This is a genomic window from Mammaliicoccus stepanovicii (assembly GCF_002902525.1).
In the GTDB taxonomy this organism is placed as follows: domain Bacteria; phylum Bacillota; class Bacilli; order Staphylococcales; family Staphylococcaceae; genus Mammaliicoccus; species Mammaliicoccus stepanovicii.
Genome location: NZ_PPQZ01000084.1, coordinates 2,020 through 21,692 on the forward strand (window position 1 = coordinate 2,020; position 19,673 = coordinate 21,692).

At 30.6% G+C, this 19,673-nt stretch carries 22 protein-coding genes; 6 read left to right on the forward strand and 16 right to left on the reverse strand.

The window, feature by feature from the left end:
• The coding region (locus CD111_RS09985) for a hypothetical protein (RefSeq protein ID WP_158245693.1) at positions 1-208 on the reverse strand (208 nt) is incomplete at its 3' end.
• A 205-nt stretch (positions 209-413) separates the two neighbouring features.
• On the opposite strand from CD111_RS09985, the gene CD111_RS09990 reads away from it, so the two are divergent.
• Positions 414-1,364: an LPXTG cell wall anchor domain-containing protein gene (locus CD111_RS09990; RefSeq protein WP_095086914.1), complete on the forward strand. Its 951-nt coding sequence runs from the start codon at positions 414-416 to the stop codon at positions 1,362-1,364.
• Between the two features lies 1 nt (position 1,365).
• On the opposite strand, the gene CD111_RS09995 is transcribed toward CD111_RS09990, so the two are convergent.
• Both CD111_RS09995 and CD111_RS10000 read right to left on the reverse strand, forming a co-directional pair.
• Positions 1,366-1,920, reverse strand: coding sequence for a hypothetical protein (locus CD111_RS09995; protein ID WP_095086911.1), 555 nt, complete (start codon positions 1,918-1,920; stop codon positions 1,366-1,368).
• 68 nt (positions 1,921-1,988) lie between these two features.
• Positions 1,989-2,156: a hypothetical protein gene (locus CD111_RS10000; RefSeq protein ID WP_169711989.1), complete on the reverse strand. Its 168-nt coding sequence runs from the start codon at positions 2,154-2,156 to the stop codon at positions 1,989-1,991.
• A gap of 247 nt (positions 2,157-2,403) precedes the next feature.
• Here CD111_RS10000 and CD111_RS10005 point away from each other — a divergent pair, with 247 nt between their 5' ends.
• Positions 2,404-3,348, forward strand: coding sequence for a bile acid:sodium symporter family protein (locus CD111_RS10005; protein ID WP_095086905.1), 945 nt, complete (start codon positions 2,404-2,406; stop codon positions 3,346-3,348).
• A 371-nt stretch (positions 3,349-3,719) separates the two neighbouring features.
• Positions 3,720-4,757, forward strand: coding sequence for a C45 family autoproteolytic acyltransferase/hydrolase (locus CD111_RS10010; RefSeq protein WP_095086902.1), 1,038 nt, complete (start codon positions 3,720-3,722; stop codon positions 4,755-4,757).
• Between the two features lie 178 nt (positions 4,758-4,935).
• On the opposite strand, the gene CD111_RS10015 is transcribed toward CD111_RS10010, so the two are convergent.
• Together CD111_RS10015 and CD111_RS10020 are read right to left on the reverse strand one after the other, a co-directional pair.
• Positions 4,936-5,775 carry a DUF4097 family beta strand repeat-containing protein gene (locus tag CD111_RS10015; protein WP_095086899.1) on the reverse strand — a complete coding sequence of 280 codons (840 nt, stop codon included), beginning with the start codon at positions 5,773-5,775 and terminating at the stop codon, positions 4,936-4,938.
• Positions 5,775-6,332, reverse strand: coding sequence for an HAAS signaling domain-containing protein (locus tag CD111_RS10020; protein ID WP_095086897.1), 558 nt, complete (start codon positions 6,330-6,332; stop codon positions 5,775-5,777). The genes CD111_RS10015 and CD111_RS10020 overlap by 1 nt, the downstream gene beginning before the upstream one ends.
• 147 nt (positions 6,333-6,479) lie before the next feature.
• Between CD111_RS10020 and CD111_RS10025 the strand changes: the two genes are divergently transcribed.
• From CD111_RS10025 to CD111_RS10035, 3 genes are all read left to right on the forward strand, one after another.
• Entirely contained in the window at positions 6,480-7,517 is a 1,038-nt protein-coding gene (locus CD111_RS10025) for a S66 family peptidase (protein WP_095086894.1), read from the forward strand.
• An 81-nt stretch (positions 7,518-7,598) separates the two neighbouring features.
• On the forward strand, positions 7,599-8,150 hold the full coding sequence (locus tag CD111_RS10030) for a thioredoxin family protein (RefSeq protein ID WP_095086891.1): 552 nt from the start codon (positions 7,599-7,601) through the stop codon (positions 8,148-8,150).
• A 598-nt stretch (positions 8,151-8,748) separates the two neighbouring features.
• The gene (locus CD111_RS10035) at positions 8,749-9,987 is read left to right on the forward strand and encodes an L-lactate MFS transporter (protein ID WP_095086888.1); all 1,239 of its coding nucleotides are present in this window, start codon (positions 8,749-8,751) and stop codon (positions 9,985-9,987) included.
• Between the two features lie 122 nt (positions 9,988-10,109).
• On the opposite strand, the gene CD111_RS10040 is transcribed toward CD111_RS10035, so the two are convergent.
• The 11 genes from CD111_RS10040 to pmtR all read right to left on the reverse strand — a co-directional run bounded on the left by CD111_RS10040 (position 10,110) and on the right by pmtR (position 19,582).
• The gene (locus CD111_RS10040; RefSeq protein WP_095086885.1) at positions 10,110-11,468 is read right to left on the reverse strand and encodes a gluconate:H+ symporter; all 1,359 of its coding nucleotides are present in this window, start codon (positions 11,466-11,468) and stop codon (positions 10,110-10,112) included.
• A 12-nt stretch (positions 11,469-11,480) separates the two neighbouring features.
• Positions 11,481-13,016 carry a gluconokinase gene (gene gntK, locus CD111_RS10045; RefSeq protein ID WP_095086882.1) on the reverse strand — a complete coding sequence of 512 codons (1,536 nt, stop codon included), beginning with the start codon at positions 13,014-13,016 and terminating at the stop codon, positions 11,481-11,483.
• An 8-nt stretch (positions 13,017-13,024) separates the two neighbouring features.
• A complete protein-coding gene (locus tag CD111_RS10050) occupies positions 13,025-13,732 on the reverse strand; it encodes a GntR family transcriptional regulator (protein ID WP_095086879.1) in 708 nt (235 codons plus the stop codon).
• A 156-nt stretch (positions 13,733-13,888) separates the two neighbouring features.
• Positions 13,889-15,079: an amidohydrolase gene (locus CD111_RS10055; RefSeq protein ID WP_095086876.1), complete on the reverse strand. Its 1,191-nt coding sequence runs from the start codon at positions 15,077-15,079 to the stop codon at positions 13,889-13,891.
• 47 nt (positions 15,080-15,126) lie between these two features.
• Positions 15,127-15,333 (reverse strand): hypothetical protein, encoded by a 207-nt coding sequence (locus tag CD111_RS10060; RefSeq protein ID WP_095086873.1) that lies wholly within the window; start codon positions 15,331-15,333, stop codon positions 15,127-15,129.
• Between the two features lie 62 nt (positions 15,334-15,395).
• The gene (locus CD111_RS10065; RefSeq protein WP_095086869.1) at positions 15,396-16,124 is read right to left on the reverse strand and encodes an ABC transporter permease; all 729 of its coding nucleotides are present in this window, start codon (positions 16,122-16,124) and stop codon (positions 15,396-15,398) included.
• Positions 16,124-16,993 carry a phenol-soluble modulin export ABC transporter ATP-binding protein PmtC gene (pmtC, locus tag CD111_RS10070; RefSeq protein ID WP_095086867.1) on the reverse strand — a complete coding sequence of 290 codons (870 nt, stop codon included), beginning with the start codon at positions 16,991-16,993 and terminating at the stop codon, positions 16,124-16,126. Before pmtC ends, CD111_RS10065 begins: the two co-directional genes overlap by 1 nt.
• A gap of 16 nt (positions 16,994-17,009) precedes the next feature.
• Positions 17,010-17,675 carry a phenol-soluble modulin export ABC transporter permease subunit PmtB gene (pmtB, locus tag CD111_RS10075; RefSeq protein WP_095086862.1) on the reverse strand — a complete coding sequence of 222 codons (666 nt, stop codon included), beginning with the start codon at positions 17,673-17,675 and terminating at the stop codon, positions 17,010-17,012.
• Positions 17,672-18,328 (reverse strand): ABC-2 transporter permease, encoded by a 657-nt coding sequence (locus tag CD111_RS10080; protein WP_095086859.1) that lies wholly within the window; start codon positions 18,326-18,328, stop codon positions 17,672-17,674. The genes pmtB and CD111_RS10080 overlap by 4 nt, the downstream gene beginning before the upstream one ends.
• A complete protein-coding gene (gene pmtA / locus CD111_RS10085; RefSeq protein WP_095086856.1) occupies positions 18,325-19,203 on the reverse strand; it encodes a phenol-soluble modulin export ABC transporter ATP-binding protein PmtA in 879 nt (292 codons plus the stop codon). Before pmtA ends, CD111_RS10080 begins: the two co-directional genes overlap by 4 nt.
• A gap of 1 nt (position 19,204) precedes the next feature.
• Positions 19,205-19,582, reverse strand: coding sequence for a PSM export ABC transporter transcriptional regulator PmtR (gene pmtR, locus CD111_RS10090; RefSeq protein ID WP_095086853.1), 378 nt, complete (start codon positions 19,580-19,582; stop codon positions 19,205-19,207).
• Positions 19,583-19,673 lie beyond the last annotated feature (91 nt).

Consider the following 19,673-nt stretch of genomic DNA (forward strand, 5'->3'; position numbering starts at 1 on the left):
ATGACTCTCTAAATGTTTCAATATTTTCAATATAATACTTAACTTCTCCACATGATAAGCATACTGCAGCTTTTGGAATAGCTATTGCCTTATTTAATATGTTATCTTGCTCATCCTCTTCTTTGACAAGCCTTACATCTACTAAAGTTCCTGGAACATTCACACGAAATTCATCTACCATTTCTTGATCACAGGTCACACATTTCATATGGTTCATCCCCTTTATAATATATGTATATTTATATTTTACCTTAAATTTATGTATACGCAAAATAAAAATGAACCAATAAAAGTAAATTTCGAGATGGTCAAATATTTTATAAAGTTTTTATATAATATGTATAGCATGTAAAACTTTTTTGTGGCATAATGTAATTATTCAATCGATTGAAATTTTTAAAGGGAGGAATCAAATGTTAAAATTCGCATCATATGTAGTTTATTTCGTATGTTTAATAACTGCTTTATTCTTTACAAACAATTTGGCTAAGGCTAACTCTGATACAACAACTATTGGACTTCAATTTGTTAATCCAGATAATTCACCTATTCCAAATGAGACATTTCAAATACAATTAAATAATGAATCTAAAACTTTAACGACCAAATCAGATGGTCTTGCTTTTATTCACATACCTAATACAAATTTGAAACCCAATTATGTGATTACGACGTCTAATCAGCAAACTTTCACGATCGAACCTAATAAATTATATAAGTTAACCGCTTCAACTATACAACAACGACAATCAGCCAATTTAAATAATCAAAGTGTATCTATTAATGTGATTTCAAATAAGTTTAAACCTTTAAATAATATGGACATTAAGTTAACTATAAATAATCAAGAATTTCTTGGTAAAACAAACGATTCAGGTTCAGCAATCATTAATATACCAGAAAGTATTCCTAAAGATTCTGCATTCAATGTTTTCATTCAAAATATCGACACACATTCTTCTATTCATTTAGGTGAAGATAAATATTATACATTTAACAATAACGACAAGACTGTAGCACCAAATGTTACAAATCAAGATACGAATACACAACCTCTTACAACTATTCCAAGTCAATCTAACTCACCTAATACAAGTCCATCAACTAATTCCAATTCAGACAATCAACAAAATAATACATTTAATTATCAACTATCAATCGTTAATGACAATTTAAATTCTGAACAAAAGCAAACTGCGGGCCATGATTCTAGCAAGAAGTCTGGCTCTAACAATAAGAAATTACCTGAAACTGGGGAGAAATCTTCTCATTATTTTAAATATATTGTCACTACATTAATTCTCTGTATATCATTTATACTCTTCTTCATTATTAAGAGAAAAAGAGTTCATAAAGCTAAATAAATTACTTTATCTTGATGAGTTTGCCATTCACAACTTTGCGATATTCACCATGAATATTGACGTTATTTATACCTTCAAAATATTTATTGCCAACCATATTAATCATAAGTTGTGATAATGAGGCGCTAGAACAGTATGTTTTATCGGCCATCCATACCTCTTCTCGATATAATCGTTTAATCATGCTACTAAATCCTAATTTCGAGCCAAGTATAATCCAAGCGTCAGGATTTTGTGACATAAATTGTTTAACATATTTTTTTGAAGAACCTACGCGATCTTTCCAAACAACTATATGGATATATATATCATATCCATTTATTTCATACCATCTAGATTCTAGTTGAGTTTTTAAAGCTTGAGCAATATTAATCATCGATTTATCATCACTTGTACCAATAGCTATGGAATTCAAGTATGGTTGATCATGTTCCAACATTTCAATTAATGCTTCCAATTCTCTGTAACTTGGTAAAGCTTCACTTAAATGACTTAATTGGTTTTTAGTAACTTGATCTAATCTTGGTGAAACTAAAATATTGCTCTCATAATACAATCATTTCAACCTCCTCGTTATGTAAATAAAAGGAGCAATCACATTATAACGTGATTGCTCCTTTAAATTTAATTATTAGATTCGATTTCTGCTACTATTTCTTTTGTTTTTTGTTCTAATTCTTCAAAATCCTTTTTAAACACGAATGCTAAAACAGCGATTCCTGCTCCAACAGCAACTGTTGTAATTGCGATTAAGATGAAAAAGAATTTAAAAATGCCTTTGATACAATCCATTGAAGTCACCTCTATCATCATTTTCTATCATATATATCATAACATAAGAAAGACAATACATAAAAGATATAACACTAGTTTAGAATTCAAAAATCAAATATATAACCAGTTTTTCGTGTAAATTAACACATAAAAATGATAGTTACGCTTTTATCGTTACTAAAAGAACATTATTTCACATTTGCTATTGAAAACAAGTCTGATTATTGATAATATTCAGTTTATTATACATTAAGAGGGTGTTATTATGCGTGCTATACAGAAGTTCAGTCAGTTTATTAATAAGACGTTTGTTATATGGATGTTAATTGCAGCTATATTAGGTTTTAGTTTTCCAAGTATCATTTCTCAAGTTGCGCCTTATATTCCATATTTATTAGGTATTGTAATGTTTGGTATGGGGATGACAATATCTACTAAAGATTTTAAAGAGGTATTTAAATCACCTAAAAGTGTTTTGATTGGCGTTATATTACAATATACCGTAATGCCAGTTACAGCATATTTAATAGCTAAAGGTTTCCATCTCAGTCCAGATGTTGCATTAGGGGTTATACTCGTTGGTTGTTGCCCTGGTGGAACAGCATCAAATGTAATAAGCTACTTAGCTAAAGCAAATACAGCACTATCGGTTTCAGTAACAACTGTTTCAACATTATTAGCCCCTATTGTAACACCGTCACTCATTTTCTTATTTGCTCGAGAGTGGTTACAAGTATCATTTAGCTCAATGTTTATTTCAGTCATACAAGTTGTACTTATCCCTATTATTTTAGGGATTATCGTTCAAAAATTCTTTAGACCAATTGCGGATAAATCTGTGGATATACTACCTATAATATCGGTGATTGCAATATCACTCATTTTATCAAGTGTTGTAGCTGGTAATAAAACTCAAATTATAGCGACTGGGTTATTATTATTTGGCGTAGTATTACTACATAATGTTAGTGGTTTAACTATTGGATACTTACTAGCTAAATTATTCAAACTTGATCGTCCTGATAAACGTGCAATATCTATAGAGGTAGGCATGCAAAATTCCGGACTTGCAGTATCACTAGCGACAGCGCATTTCAATCCATTATCTGCAGTACCAGGAGCAATATTTAGTTTTGTTCATTTATTAACTGGTCCATTAATCGCAATATTCTGGTCTAACCAAACAAAAAGAATGAATAAAGCTAAGTAACTTTACGCAATAAAAAATCCGAGACCTATATGTGCCTCGGATTTTTCTTTGTGTTTAATAGTTATTAAATTTTCAGTTATTTAATTAATATATTAAGCTTTTCATTATAAGAAAATAGCGAAGTTAATTATCTCCTGTACCATTCTTTCCATTTTCTTTTAACGTATATATATGTTTGATTCCACATTATACATACCTCCTAACATAGTTGTATAATAATGTAGTTTAAATATAACATGGTAAAAAATTACATAGGTTAAGCAATCATTACAATCTCTTTACCGATTTATTGCCAACATGTACTTATTAATCTGATTCGCGTGACAAATTCAAGTTTTTCTATCAAAATAGATTCATTAGGAGTGATATTAATGCAAGATGTAACGATGCAAACTTTCGAATTTAGAGGCAATCATTATGACCATGGTGTAGCACAAGCACAATGGTTACAAACTACAAAAATGTTAGAAAATCGAGAACATGAATGGAAAATTCGTAGACCACGCTTTGATATTAATATAAATGAAACAAAAGACATCTATCAAAAATTTGCACCCCAAATATGGGAAGAATTAATGGGCATTCAAGATACGTTAAAAATGCCACTCGATTTAATATTATTAAATTATGGCCATTATCGTGTTTATGCTAAAGATAGTGGCTGTTCGATATTTTTAGGTAGAGATTATATGGTGCGTAATTATGATTATAATCCTGCCACTTATGATGGTAGATTAAGTTTGTTCCAACCCACTGATGGTGGATATGCACAAATCGGCCCAACTTCAAGATTGACTGGAAGAATGGATGGTATGAACGAGCACGGTTTAGCAATGGGTTATAATTTTATGCATAGAAAAAAACCAGGAGATGGTTTTGTTTGTTATATGATTGGTAGATTAATTTTAGAAACATGTAAAAATATAGATGAAGCTGTAACTTTGTTAAAGGAAATTCCTCATCGAAGTTCATTTAGTTATATATTAATGGATGCTAATAATGAAAGTATCATAGTAGAAGCAACGCCTCGAGCTGTTATAACAAAACACAGTCAATTATGTACAAATCACTTTGAAGTATTAACACATGAAAATAGAAACTACATTAAAGAATCAGAAGAACGATTTGATAGAATAGAACAAATTACAAATTCAAATTTAGAATTAGATCAAGCTTTCCATTATTTTAATGATCCACAATATGAAATTTATAGTAAATTATTCAATAGTTGGTCTGGAACGATTCATACATCTGCATATATACCTAGTAAATTAGAAGTTCTATTTGCTTTAGGAGAAAATGGCCACATACATCATTTTGATTTTCAAAATTGGTTAAATGGTACACCACTTAACCATCACTCAATTTTTGGAAAGATTGACTCAGACATACAATTTTCAAGTGAATAATAAATAAATTCTTTAACCTTATAGAGTTAATAACCCAAAAAATCGTAAAATTTCTTAGTTAAGTACAGAAATTTTACGATTTTTTTGGTTGGTCAACTTAAATTAATTCGAATTCATGTTTTATTTTATATGTCTATTTTTAAAGTCTCTATTTTGCTAAATTCATCAGTTTGGTAATTTATTCTATCGTAATGTCTCCTTTATCTGTGTACCCTTCTATAACATGATTCCCTGGTCCGACTTTTTCATCACTAAATTCTTTATTAAGAATTCTTTTCTTTCCTGATTCTGCATGTAATTGCAGTAACGTATCTTTTGGTTTTTTCGCATACGATATCGTAAGATTTCCATCTTCAATAGATGACTTGATGTTGCATTCATTTTTCAAATCATCGACATCTATATTACCTATATTGGTTAATAGTTCGCTATTCACTAATCGACTATTCTCAACAAATATATTACCTGTGTCCAGCTCACCATTAAACTCTGTTAAATTTGATTGATTTACATGTATATTCCCTAAGTCCGACATAGCTTTAGCATGTTTCATATCAACATTATGATATGTAATTTTACCTGTTTCCGTAATCATATTACTATTATCACTGTTTACATCAGATAAAACTATATTCCCAGTATTCGTAGTAATATTAAACGCTTCATATTGTTTTTTAGGTAATGTGATCGTTAAAGTATTCTTCGTTTTTCGAAATGGTATGAAATTCGCATTAAAAGTAAATTTCTTATTATGTTCTGAAAAATGAAGTAATTTATTTTCTACGTTTGCATTTACGTCGTGATTTCCCTCATATTTCAGTTTGAGTGTGTTACCTTGTTTCACTTCAACATCGGTGTTTTGACCATTTACAATAATTTGATCAATTTGATTATTTTGAAATACCTTTTCAAAACTTTCTTGTTTTTCATATTTATTATTAACAGTAAACCATAAAAATGTGCCAGCTATACCGAATATTAAGAAGATGCTTAAGCCAATTAAAAATAATTTCTTCATCATTCAGCACTCCTTCTAATCAATCTAATACACCATCTTAAGTATTTCAGAACCCATTTGTAACTTACCTCAATTAATTTCAATCCTGCAATTAACAACATTAATCCAAATCCCAAAAATGAAATTGAGAAAATGATATTTGTTAAATCTACCCAGTGGAATCCATAAATAAATATATTAACAATACTTAGAATTGGACCGAGCATCATTAATGCACCAACTACGATTACAATAAGTAGAATAAGTGCCACTATTAAAAATGGGATAATGATAAAAAATATATTAAAGAAGCTAAGTCCTAATGTTGCCATTATGGCATGTAAAACATTTTTAAAGTTTGGCGCTGATTCAGCATCTTGAATCGCTAAATCTGCATAAACTTTTTTAGCGATTGATCTTGGTTCCCCTAATTCATGAATAAGCTCTGTGTCATCTTTATTTTCATTTTGAGCTTCAAAAAATTTAGTTTCATATTCGTACATGATTTTATCTCTTTCAACTTTTGGTAACCGAGATAATTCCCCCTCAAGATAATTAAGGAATGTTATTTTATCCATGGTAATGCCCCTTTATTATGAATTACATATATAGATATTATTTTATCATGATTTTTATAAACATCGTTATATTATCATTTGGAAATTGGGAATTCAAGTTAAAATGGTATGTTACAATTGTAACCATATAAACAAGGGGGTATTAATATGAACAAACTAATAAAGCCTGCCAAACTTTCACAAGGTGATACCGTTGCGATTGTATCACCTTCCTCTGGCCTTGCTGGAGAAGAAGATATGATTTGGAGAACAAAAGTAGGAATTGAAAGGTTAAAATCAGTTTTTGGTTTGAAAGTTAAAGTAATGCCAAATGCACTGAAAGGTAATGATTTTAATTACAATCATCCTAAAGAAAGAGTTGATGATTTACACGCTGCACTACTTGATCCAGAAGTTAAAGCAATCATATGCACTTTAGGTGGAGATGACTCAGTTAGGCTTTGGCCATACATAGACTTAAATATCATTAGAAACAATCCGAAAATTTTCACAGGATATTCTGATTCGACAGCCGTCCATTTCATGTTTTACCAAGCTGGTGTTTCAAGTTCTTATGGACCACTATTACTTACTGACTTTGCCGAAAATGTTGCTATGGATGATTATACAGTTAATTCTATTAAACAAACTTGGTTTCAAAATGAAGTAATAGGCAATATCCCTGCCTCATCGCATATTCGTAAATATGGATTAAAGTGGGACGAATCTAATAAGGACATCAATCGAGAATCATTTATTAGTAATGGATATGAAATATTAAATGGCAAAGGAAAAGCAACAGGTCATTTAATTGGTGGCTGTATGGAACTATTTCATTCACTAAAAGCAACAGATGTTTTTCCAGATAAAAATGTATTTGATGGTGCGATTTTATTCATAGAAACCGCTGAAGTCCATGCGCCACCTTGGTTAATGGAAGATTATGTACGTGCATTTGGCTCAATGGGGATTTTCGATAAAATTAATGGTGTTATCATAGGCCGCCCACATGATGATGTATATTATGAAGAATATAAAGAAGTATGGACACATATGTTAAAGGAATGGAATCAAGAAGATATGCCAGTATTTTATAATGCTAACTTTGGACATAGTGAACCAACATGCATTATACCTTATGGAATACAAGCAGAGTTAGATGCAGACAATGGCACTTTTTCAATTATTGAAAATGCTGTTCAATAAATAACAAATTAATACTACTTCTTTGCGATTTATTTCAGAATTATGATAATATTTAATATATATTAAAGGGGGATATTTAAAATGACAAAGCTAGTTACATATTATGAACAAGCACAACCGATTAAAGATTATGTAAATGAAATGACTACAAATAAAGAACAGTTACTTGATATTTATAATGCATTTAATTTACCTAAAGATGATGATCGCCTAGATAAAATTAAAAATAAAAACTATAAGGTTCTTGTAATTACGGAAGATTGGTGTGGCGATGCCATGATGAACATTCCAATTTTATTAAATATTGCTGACTATACCGGTATGGATATTAAAGCATTCCATAGAGATGAAGATACAGACCTTATTGATCAATACTTAACAAATGGTACAGCAAGATCCATACCTATTTTTGTATTTTTAAATGATAAGCATGAACAAGAACATGTTTGGGGTCCAAGAGCAATTACTGTTCAAAAATTTGTCGAAGAAACGCGTAAAGACTTACCTTCTAAAGATGATTCAACTTATCCGGAAAAAGAAAAAGACGTTCATCGCATTATTCATGAACAATATCAAGACAATACTCAGTTTTGGGATGACATATACGAATCAATCGTGAGTTTAATCGCATAAATATCCTTTATAAAATAATAGCGCACATAATTAGAATCTATATTCTAATTATGTGCGCTATTATTTTATGTAAGAAAAGTTAAATCTATACTTAAAAAATTGCAAGTGAAAAGCGCTCGTCCGGGAATTAACGAGCGCTTTTCGGGGAAGGGTTATTAATTAAGGAAACATGTATTTTTATAAAGCCGGGAAACCTTATAAAAATAGCTTGAATCATCTTATGATTCATTTCAACGTTACAATTACAGATAACTATCAGAACACGTTCTACACATAAAATTCTTATACTTAAAAACATATACGAAATAAGTTCTAGAAATAGAATGAATGTGCTTCGTGTTGTGTTATCTATGCTTAAAGTATATCAGCGGTGTCGGCATTTTTGTCTATTTGTTCTTAACTCAAATATATAATTACTTAACTGTTTCTTTATAATCTATTCATTACAGATAGGAATGCCTATCTGTAAAATATACAGTTATACCAACCAATTATTGGCAATTATACAACTATTTTATAATTCAAAATCAACAATTATTTGCTCAAAACAATAAGTTTCGCTATACTGACATAAATTAGACACAATTGGGGGTATATTATGAACAATAAAGTTAAAAACAGATGGCTAATTGCTTTAGCCGCTGTAGGAATACATATTTCTATTGGTTCCGTTTATTCATGGAGTGTATTCACCAAACATATTCAACATGATTTAGGTTTCAGTTTAAGTGAAGTATCAAGAACATTTAGTATTGCTATTTTATTTTTAGGTTTGTCCGCAGCATTCATGGGTCATTTTGTTGAAAAATTTGGCCCCCGTATTTCAGGACTCGTATCAACAATATTCTTTATTTCAGGATTAGTTTTATCTAGTTATGCAATATCTGTAGAAAGTTTACCGTTACTATATCTTGGTTACGGTGTACTATCAGGTATTGGATTAGGTATTGGTTATATCGCCCCTGTCTCTACCTTAGTTAAATGGTTCCCTGACAAGCGTGGACTTGCTACTGGTTTAGCTATAATGGGCTTCGGTTTTGCTTCAATGATAGCAAGCCCTGTAATCGAATTTTTAATCACTCATTTCAGTTTAACTGCAACGTTTATTGTTTTAGCAGCGGTTTATTTTGTAGTTATGGTTATTTCAAGCTTATATCTTTCAAGACCACCTGAAAACTATAAACCAAGAGGTATGAATCCTCATAAGGCTAGTAAGAAAAAGCCAGACTTAGTACAAATAACAGCAAATGAAGCGATCAAAACAAAGAGATTTTATTATTTATGGTTTATGTTATTTATAAACGTCACATGTGGTATTGCTATATTGTCAGTAGCGAGTCCTATGGGACAAGAAATTGTTAACTTAACTTCTGGGCAAGCAGCTACAATGGTTGGTATAATTGGTGTATTTAATGGGCTTGGTAGATTAATTTGGGCAAGTATTTCAGACTTTATAGGTAGAACGAATGTTTATACGGTATTCTTTATTATTCAAATCGTATTATTCCTTTGGTTACCTACAGTAGATAGTCCCGTATTATTCCAAATCATTTTATTTATTATTATTTCATGCTACGGAGGAGGATTCTCTTCTATACCAGCATACATTGGAGATATATTCGGTACAAAACAACTTGGTGCTATACATGGATATATACTAACGGCATGGGCTGCAGCAGGTTTAGTCGGTCCTGGTATTGCTTCAACTGTGAGAGAAGTTACTCAAAGCTATATGGCTACTCTATATATCTTTGCAGCATTCTTTATTGTTGCACTAGCAATCTCATTCTTAATTAGAGTTGATATTAAACGCATTAAAGATATGCAAACTTTCTAGACTTAAATAAAAATCGAATACATCGCTAGATTGATACCTAGTCATGCGTTCGATTTTTTATATTTATGGGCTATTAGCCTTTTAGTTTTTATATTCTTAATATATTTATCTTGTTAAGTTCATTATACAAATAAGCTAATAAATAATATAAAGATAATTCCTGAAACTGATATAACCGTTTCAAGTAATGTCCATGTTAAGAATGTTTCCTTCATCGTTAATCCAAAGTATTCTTTAAACATCCAGAATCCTGCATCATTAACGTGCGATGCGATTAAACTACCTGCACCAGTTGCTAATACGACTAATGCTAAGTTAGCATCTGAAGTCTCCAGTAATGGCATGACGATACCTACTGTTGAAATAGCAGCTACTGTAGCAGAACCTAGCGCTAATCTTAATACAGCTGCTACAATCCATGCTAATAATATAGGAGACATTGCCGTTCCAGTAAATAGTTGCTCAACTGTCTTACCAACGCCACCATCGATTAATATTTGCTTGAAGGCACCGCCCCCACCAATAATTAATAACATCATACCTATTGGATAAATTGCATTTGTTAATGAATCCATTACATCATTAACTTTCTTACCTCTAGAAATACCCATCGTAAAGATTGCAAAGACAACTGAAATTAACATAGCTGTTCCTGCTTCTCCTACAAAACTAATAAATCCTAAGATGCCTTTTGGATTTTCAGGTGAACCCGTTAATAAATCTACAACTGTTGAAATTAACATGATGAATACTGGTAATAATGCTGTTAAAGCTGAAATTAAAAATCCTGGTGTTTCTTCGATTTTAAATGATTTTTGTTTACCAAGTGAATCTAAATCACCTGTTTTCGTGAATCCTTCTGGTACAATCTTTTGGGCGAATCTTGTGAATATAGGTCCCGCAATGATCGTAACGGGTATAGCAACAATAAATCCAAATAACAATACTTGCCCAATGTCAGCACCAAATTCCTTGGCTATCATAACTGGCCCAGGATGTGGTGGCAAAAATCCATGCGTTACCGATAATGCTGCAGTCATTGGAATCCCTAAGTATAACGTTGAAACTTTCGATTCTTTTGCGATTGTAAATACAATTGGAATTAATAATACTAATCCTACTTCAAAGAATAAAGCAATACCGATAATAAATGACGCTGCAACTACCGCCCATTGAATACGTTTTTCCCCAAACTTATTAATCAATGTATTTGCTATTCTAGTAGCGCCGCCACCGTCTGCTAATAATTTCCCTAGCATAGCTCCTAAACCAAAGATTAATGCGATATGACCTAATGTAGAACCCATACCTGTTTCTATTGTCCCGATTATTTTACTTAATGGCATACCAAGCAAGATACCCGTGACCATGGCAGTAATAATAAGTGATACAAACGTATTAAGTTTTAACCACATAATAAGTCCTAATAACAATACAATGGCTACTACAACAATTAATAAAGGTGCTATTTCTGAAAACATGTGAACATCTCCCTATGAATGTTTTTTTTGAAAATCTGATATCAAATCATATTCTTCTGATAACTTACGACTTAAATTTATAAAAATTGGTATAAGCGATTGATAAACATCTACATTGTCTTTATTCGGTTCATGTTTATATGTATTACCTACCATATTATCTAACACATTAAAACTATCAATCTCACCTATTGCCTTTAAACCAAGCACACATGCGCCTAAACAAGAACTTTCATAACTTTCTGGTACTTCTACAGATGTATCAAAGATATCTGCCATCATCTGTCTCCACACTTCGCTTTTAGCAAAGCCACCTGTAGCTTTTATTTGTTCTGGAGAACTACCCATCACTTCAATTAAGGCAAGATACACTGTATAAAGATTCAGTAGTACACCTTCTAAGGCTGCTCTAATCATATGTTCTTTTTTATGTGTTAATGTTAACCCAAAGAAACTTCCTTTAGCATTTGCATTCCATAATGGCGCACGTTCACCTGCTAAATAAGGATGAAATATCAATCCATTTGCCCCGGGTTTAACTCGACTCGCAATTTTAGTTAAAACATCGTATGAATCTACTCCTAAACGTTTAGCAGTCTCTACCTCGCTAGCAAGTAGCTCATCTCTTAACCATCTCAAGACAACGCCACCATTATTTACTGGACCACCAATACAATAATGGTCTTCTGTCAGTACGTAACAGAAAATTCTACCTTTTTCATCTGTCTTAGGTTGGTCGATAATGGTTCTTATTGCACCACTTGTACCTATCGTAACGGCAACTTCGCCTTTTTTATAACTGTTTACACCTAAATTAGACAAAACGCCATCTGATGCACCGACAATAACGGGTGTGTTTTCACTAATCCCCATAAACTCTGCATATTTTTTCGAAATGTTTTTCATTATATGTGTTGTAGAAACTAATTCAGGTAATTGAGAGTCATCAATGCCTAATAAATTCATGACATCTTTATCCCAGCTTAATGTTTTTAAATTCATCATGCCTGTTGCTGATCCAATTGAATGATCCATTACGTATTCATTAAATAATTGATAGAACACATACGATTTAATATCTATCCAATATTTAGTCTCTTTAAATATCTCTGGATGTTCATTTTTTAACCAGTATATTTTAGACAATGGCGACATTGGATGAATGGGTGTCCCTGTTCTCTTATATATTTCTAAACCATCTTTGTTTTCCTTAATATCATCTGCGTATTTACTCGCTCTGTTATCAGCCCATGTTATACATTCAGTTAAAGGATTGTTGTCTTTATCCATAGCAATTAAGCTGTGCATAGCACTGCTAAAACTTATTAATTTGATTTGTTCTGGTTTTGCATTAGCCTCTCTTATTACTTTTTTCACTGTAAATAAAACAGCATCAAATATTTCTGCTGGATTTTCTTCTGCAACGCCAATTTCACTTGTTGTCATTGGATATTCTACATTGTGCTTATTTAAATAGTTACCTTCTTCATCATAAATAACAGATTTCGTACTTGTTGTCCCAATATCTATTCCAATCATGTATTTCATCGTAAATCCTACTTTCTATCAATATTAGTTTGTGAGTTCCAAAGTACGTCAATTTGTTCATCCACATCATCAAAATTTAAATGAAATGCTTCTTTCATCTTATTTCTGTCTTTCTTCTCTATTGCTTCTATATATGTTTTATGATTATCGATGACTCTTGCAAAATCTTCAGCATTTGTTTGCATTCTTGTTCTCATTGATATTAAAATCAAACATTCCATGACTGGCGTTAAATTATGCCAAATCATTTCGATATATTGATGTTGAATTGCTGTAATAATTGAATCATGAAATAGTAAATCTAATCTTGTAAATTCGTCAGCATCTTCAAATTCAACTGCAACTGTCATCATTTTTAATATTTTATTAAGTTCTTTAATTAATTGATCATTTTCGTTTCGTTGTAGTCTTTCAAATATAAACGACTCAAGCATTAATCTAATATCATAAATTTCTTTTTGATTTGTATTAGATAACCCTTTAACACGCGCACCCATTCTTTCTAAACAAATTAATCCATCTTGTTGTAATAGTTTTAATGCATCTCTCACTGGTGATCGACTCACTTCAAATTGTTGCGCGATACTATTTTCACTTAATTTATCTCCTTCAACTATCTCTTTACTAATGATTGCTAAACGTAGCTCACTTGCTACTTGCTCACCTGTTGAACGATGCTTTAACCATTCAGTTGGATAATGATAATGATATTTCATGATATCCTCCAATCTATTACGTATACTTGTATACAAGTTATTGTAACCGTTTACTATAGACTTGTAAACGGTTTCTTTAAAATTCGTTATTTTTTTAATGTAGAATATAAATTTTTTTGTAAAATAAATAAGCCTGAAAAATTTCAGGCTTATTTATTATGCTTTATTCAAACGGCTTAATACGATTTCACCTAATGCTTTACTTGCTACAAGCATGGCATCTTTGTTTACGACAAATTTTGGACTATGATTAAAGTAAGCTTCTTCTACTCCATATGGCTTACATCCAACGAAAAAGAATGATCCTGGTATTTTCATTAAATAGCTCGCAAAGTCTTCTGAACTAGTTAATGGGCCATGCTCTACTAAAGAATTAAAATATTCCCCTTGACTCGTAGCCAATGTATCAACAATATAATCAGTTTGTATGTCATGATTAATTAAAGGAATGCAATCAAGTTCATATTCAAAATTGCATCTCACATTAAAGGTTTCTTCAATTCCTTTAATCATATCGATTACTTCTTGATGAATTTTATGGCCGGTATGACTTTCCATATACCTGACATCTCCAGCAAGTTCAACATTTTCTTGGATAACATTAAGTGAACCTAATCCATTGAATGAGCTAATCGTAACAACACCCATTTCAAATGGATTTAATCTTCTAGATACAACAGTTTGTACATTTGTAACAAAAGTACTTGCAGCCATAATGGCATCATTGGCTAAATGAGGACTTGAACCATGACCGCCCTTTCCTTTGATATGGAGTTTAAATAAAGATCGTCCACCCATTGTAGGTCCTTTTCTATATGAAATAACATCTGGGGTATAATCAGGAAATAAATGAATACCATATATTTCATCAACATCATTTAATAGTCCTGAATCTAACATATCTATCGCACCACCTGGCGCAAGTTCTTCTGCATGTTGATGAATAATCACAACTTTACCAGGTAATGAATCTTTCATTTCTATAAGACATTCAGCTAGTACCATCAAATAAGCCGTGTGGGCATCATGTCCACACGCATGCATCCAGCCTTCATGTTTTGATTCAAATGGTAATCCCGTTTCTTCTTTAATATTTAAAGCATCAAAATCTGCTCTTAATGCAATTGTTCTGCCAGGCTTATTGCCTTCTATAACTGCAATTAATCCATATTGGCCACCAATTCTCGTATGTAACTGAACGTTTTTATTTCTATAAAATGATGCAACATATTGTGAAGTTTGTTTTTCTTCAAATGATGGTTCTGGATATTGATGTAAATGCTCGTAATGGGCAATCATTTCATGTTCTTTTTGTTCTAACTTTTTAAATAAGATGCTACGCAACATACTTTCACCTCAATTTATAAAAAGTAACTGCTACACATTTGTAGCAGTTACTTTTTATCTTTATGTTTATGTTTCTCTTTATCTGGATGGTCATCAATTTTGTCTTCTTTTTCAAATCTTGCCATGATTGCTGTAAGAAAGAATCCAAGTCCAGCACCAATCATTAATGACTTTGGTGTTCCTTCAAAAAAGAAACTCGCAACAATACAAATAATACCAATAATAATATAATGTTTTATAAATTTTTTACCCAAAAAATATCCCTCATTCTTATGTCTATTAATTTAAATTTAACATAATCATGAGAGATTAACCATTATATATTCTTATTTCTTATTAAGATGTTATTTATAACCACAAATATAATAATACATCCGATTGTAATCCATATTTGTGAAGGTTTCATTTCTAATAATCCTTGATTTAATATTTGAGGTAAAAATGCTAAAGGCGTATATCTCATTATTTCAGACAATTGTTCTCCGAATTTAGGAATGAATGCAACTGCATCAAATATTGTTGGTAAAAATGTAACACATAAGATTGCTATTGTATAAACAATGGCAGACTTTCCAGTAGCAATGCTAAGAATATTCATCAATGTAACATAGAAGAGCGTTATTAATAATAATTCACCAAACATCTTTAAAAAGTCTGTAAAAGCTAATTCCCCTGTTTCAACGAATAAAGTTGAAATTAAAGTAAATACTGTACCTATGATTGTAAATAATATCGTGATTGCAATGACAGATAATAATTTACTGCTTAAATATTTTGTTCTATTTAATTTAGAGTTTAAGAATAATTGTATTGTTCCATATTGCATATCTCTTACGATTGTTCGTAAACAGAACATAAGTAACACTAATCCACCAAATGCTAGGAACATTGACAGTATAACAGGTGCTTCAAATGGTGCATCTAAAGTCTTGACAGCTATAATCATACCTAATCCAGGTAATATTGATATTAAAAATCCTAAATAGCTTAAAGGACTTCTGAAAATTCTAGTTAAGTCAAATTTAACATGTTGTAATATATTCATTATGCTTCAGCTCCTTTATTAATATTAAAGTATTGATCTCTCAATGTAACTTTGTTGTTTTCAATAAATTTAGGATATACATCCTCTTTGCTTAGTTTTTTCAATATATCTTGGTAGTCTGCTAAAGCTTCTACTGAAATAATGCCATCTTGTTTATTACTAGATATCACTTTATAATTCATCGTTAATAAATTTAATGCACTATTAAATTGATCATTACTAAAACTAAACTTTGTTACATTTGTTGATGAATCATGCATATTATAATCTTCAACTATTGTTCCGTCTTTCATAAAAATGGTTCTATCACAAATAAGTTCAATATCTTCTAATTTATGACTTGAGATGAGTATTTTTATATTTAATTCTTTACTAAGCCTTTGTAATGTCTTTAATACATCAATTGAGCCATCAGGATCCATACCATTTGTAGGTTCATCTAATATTAAATATTGTGGTTTGTTCATTAAGGCAACTGCAATAGCTAATTTTTGCTTCATACCCATCGAATATTTGCGAACTTTCTTATTAATATATGGCTTAATACCAAATGCTTCAATAAGTTCATTAATATAAGCATCATCAACATTTGATCCTAATATTTTTCTAAATATATTCAAATTGTAATAACCTGTTTTATTCAAATACAGTTTAGGACTTTCAATCAAATAACCGATTTTTACATCATGTTCTAATGTGAAGGTTCCATTATATTTCACGATGTTTTCATTCATAATTTTCATTAAAGTTGTTTTTCCTACTCCATTTTTACCAATTAAACCAACGATTTGACTTTCACCAAATTCAAAGTCTATATCTTTTAACACTTGTTGCTTGCCATAGTACTTTTGTATATTTGTTATTTTCAAAATAAACACCTCTATTTTAAATTGTGATTTTGTTTTTATGTGCTTTAATAATTGCAATCATGTACGTTACGATAAATAAGAAAACGGACATGATTAAATAAATTGGAACATCAAATTTCGTAAATATGTTGCTTGATATTGATACGTAATTTAATAAGAAATCTAAATACTTAATGATATTTGGTAAGATAACAGCAACTATAAATATCCAAATGATTAACGGGATTTTTATAAACCTTTTAAATTCACCGAAAGGGAAAATCAAACTTACCGTTAATAAGTTTCCCGCCATGTTAACATACAAACCGGAGAAATCAAAAGTAGAATCTATTACATCTTGCTTAAATAATATCGCACTTAAACTATAAACAATTAACGTAACTTGAGACAACACGATTAATATTAATCCACTTAAATAGTGTGCATTAACTACTGTTGTTTGCTTAACTGGTAAACTTAAAAACGAATTACTCGCATTATTCTTGTCTATTCTTAAAAATATATAATAAGTCGTCGCCATAAATATGACGTTAATAAAAACACTTAACACACTTACGATTGCTACCTTTATAATATTATCCATTGGTATAATCATTAAAAGTGGAATGATAATCAAGGCAATCATTAACACTATTAAATATGGTCTTAGTAACATGAAGTTTCTATACAATATTGCTCTCATTTTACTCCCCCATATATTGTGACTTTATCCATCTTCGCTTTTTGGATTGCTTTTTTAAATGACATCATCCAAAATATCACCATCAATATTGTAAGTAACAAAGGAGAATAATCTAATGGTATTTTCCATGATAAATTTTCATAAAATGGAAAAGATCGATTCGAATAAATACCGAAATAAAACATCGCAATAAATGCGTAAATTCCTAACATAATCCACACCGCAAGGGTTGAATGATCTACATTCACTTGATATGGATATATCATTATCAATATAGATAAGTTCATACACACTATAAATAAAGCAGCCTGTAAATAAATGACATCTTGATTGAATATGGCGATTACTAATATTAGAACAAATGAAATCATGGTCAGCAGTAGATTATATAAATAATGTGATTTGACAATTTCTTCTTTCGAAACTGGTAAACTATTATAGAATATTTGACTCGATTGTTTCTTAATTAATACAGCATGATTATATATGTGCAGCGACATACATCCTATAAACCAGAATTTGACATAGGACAATAAATCATCCACTATATACGGTATCTTGAATGTTGATATGATTGACAAAGAAAATAAAATGAAATAACTTAAGTAGTACCATTTTTCATATTGAAAATTTCTATAAAATATTGCCTTCATTCACATCGCACCCTGTCAATTTCATTTTTCTCAATTCTCACCATAATTTCTTCAATACTTGGCGTTTCAATAACGACTGAATTCCCGAATAATTCCTTAAATGTTTGCGCATGTTTAGTTAAAGCTGAGAATCCTGTATTTGTTATTTTAAGGTTAATTAATAAATCTTTTAACTCATCATCAAGAATCGATTGATCACCTTTAATCACTTTATATTCATTTATCATTGTATCAACACTTTCGTTTATCCATATTGATCCTTCTTTTAAATAAACAATATAATCGGCAATTTTTTCTAAATCTGTAATAATATGCGTTGAAAAGAAGACTGTTTTGTTTTCATCAATTAATTCTCGTTGCAATATTTCCAAAACTTCATTTCTCACTACTGGATCAAGGCCTGCAGTTGGTTCATCTAAAATATATAACTCTGCATGATGACTAAGTGCAATGGCTAAAGATAATTTCATTTTCATACCTGTAGAAAATTGTTTGATTTTTTGTTTATAAGGTAATTTAAATTCTTTTAAATAATTAGTGAATAAATTGTGGTCCCATTCAATATAATATTTGCTTACAACTGACTCTATTGTTTTTACATTCCAATTTTCATACATGTATAATTCTGAGTATACAAATCCAATTTTGTTTTTAATTGTGACTGGGTCACTGGTTAATGACTTTCCAAAAATTTTTATATCTCCTGCTTCTTCTTTTAGAAGCCCCATTAATATTCTTATTATTGTTGTCTTCCCAGATCCATTTGCACCAATGAAACCAGTAATATATCCTTTTCTCACATTAAAGTTTACATCTTGTAGAGATAAATTTTTCACGTGATACGATAACTGATTTACTTCAATTACATTTTCCAATTTATTCACCTTCCTCATATATCAATGTTATGATTTCATTTAATTCTTTCAAATCCATACCAATTAATTTAGCCTGTTTCGTGATTTCTTTAGCTAAATCTTCAATGACTATAAATTGTTTTTCTTTCATTATTGAAGGATCTTGTGCCTTAACAAAGGTTCCTTTTCCTCTTATCGTTGTTACAAATTGTTCTTGCTCTAAATCAACATATGCTCTTTTCGTTGTAATAAGACTTACTCCTAATTCACTTGCTAATTCTCTCATTGACGGAAGCATATCCCCTTGTTTAACTTTACCTTGAAGTATATTAGATTTTATTTGATCTTTAATTTGTTCGTATATTGGAAGATTACTATTATTCTCAAGTAGAATTTTCATTTCATACCTCCTTTGCATACTGTGTATATACAATATATACAGTATATACACATTTGTCAATAATTTATTAATGAACAGATTGAGACATATA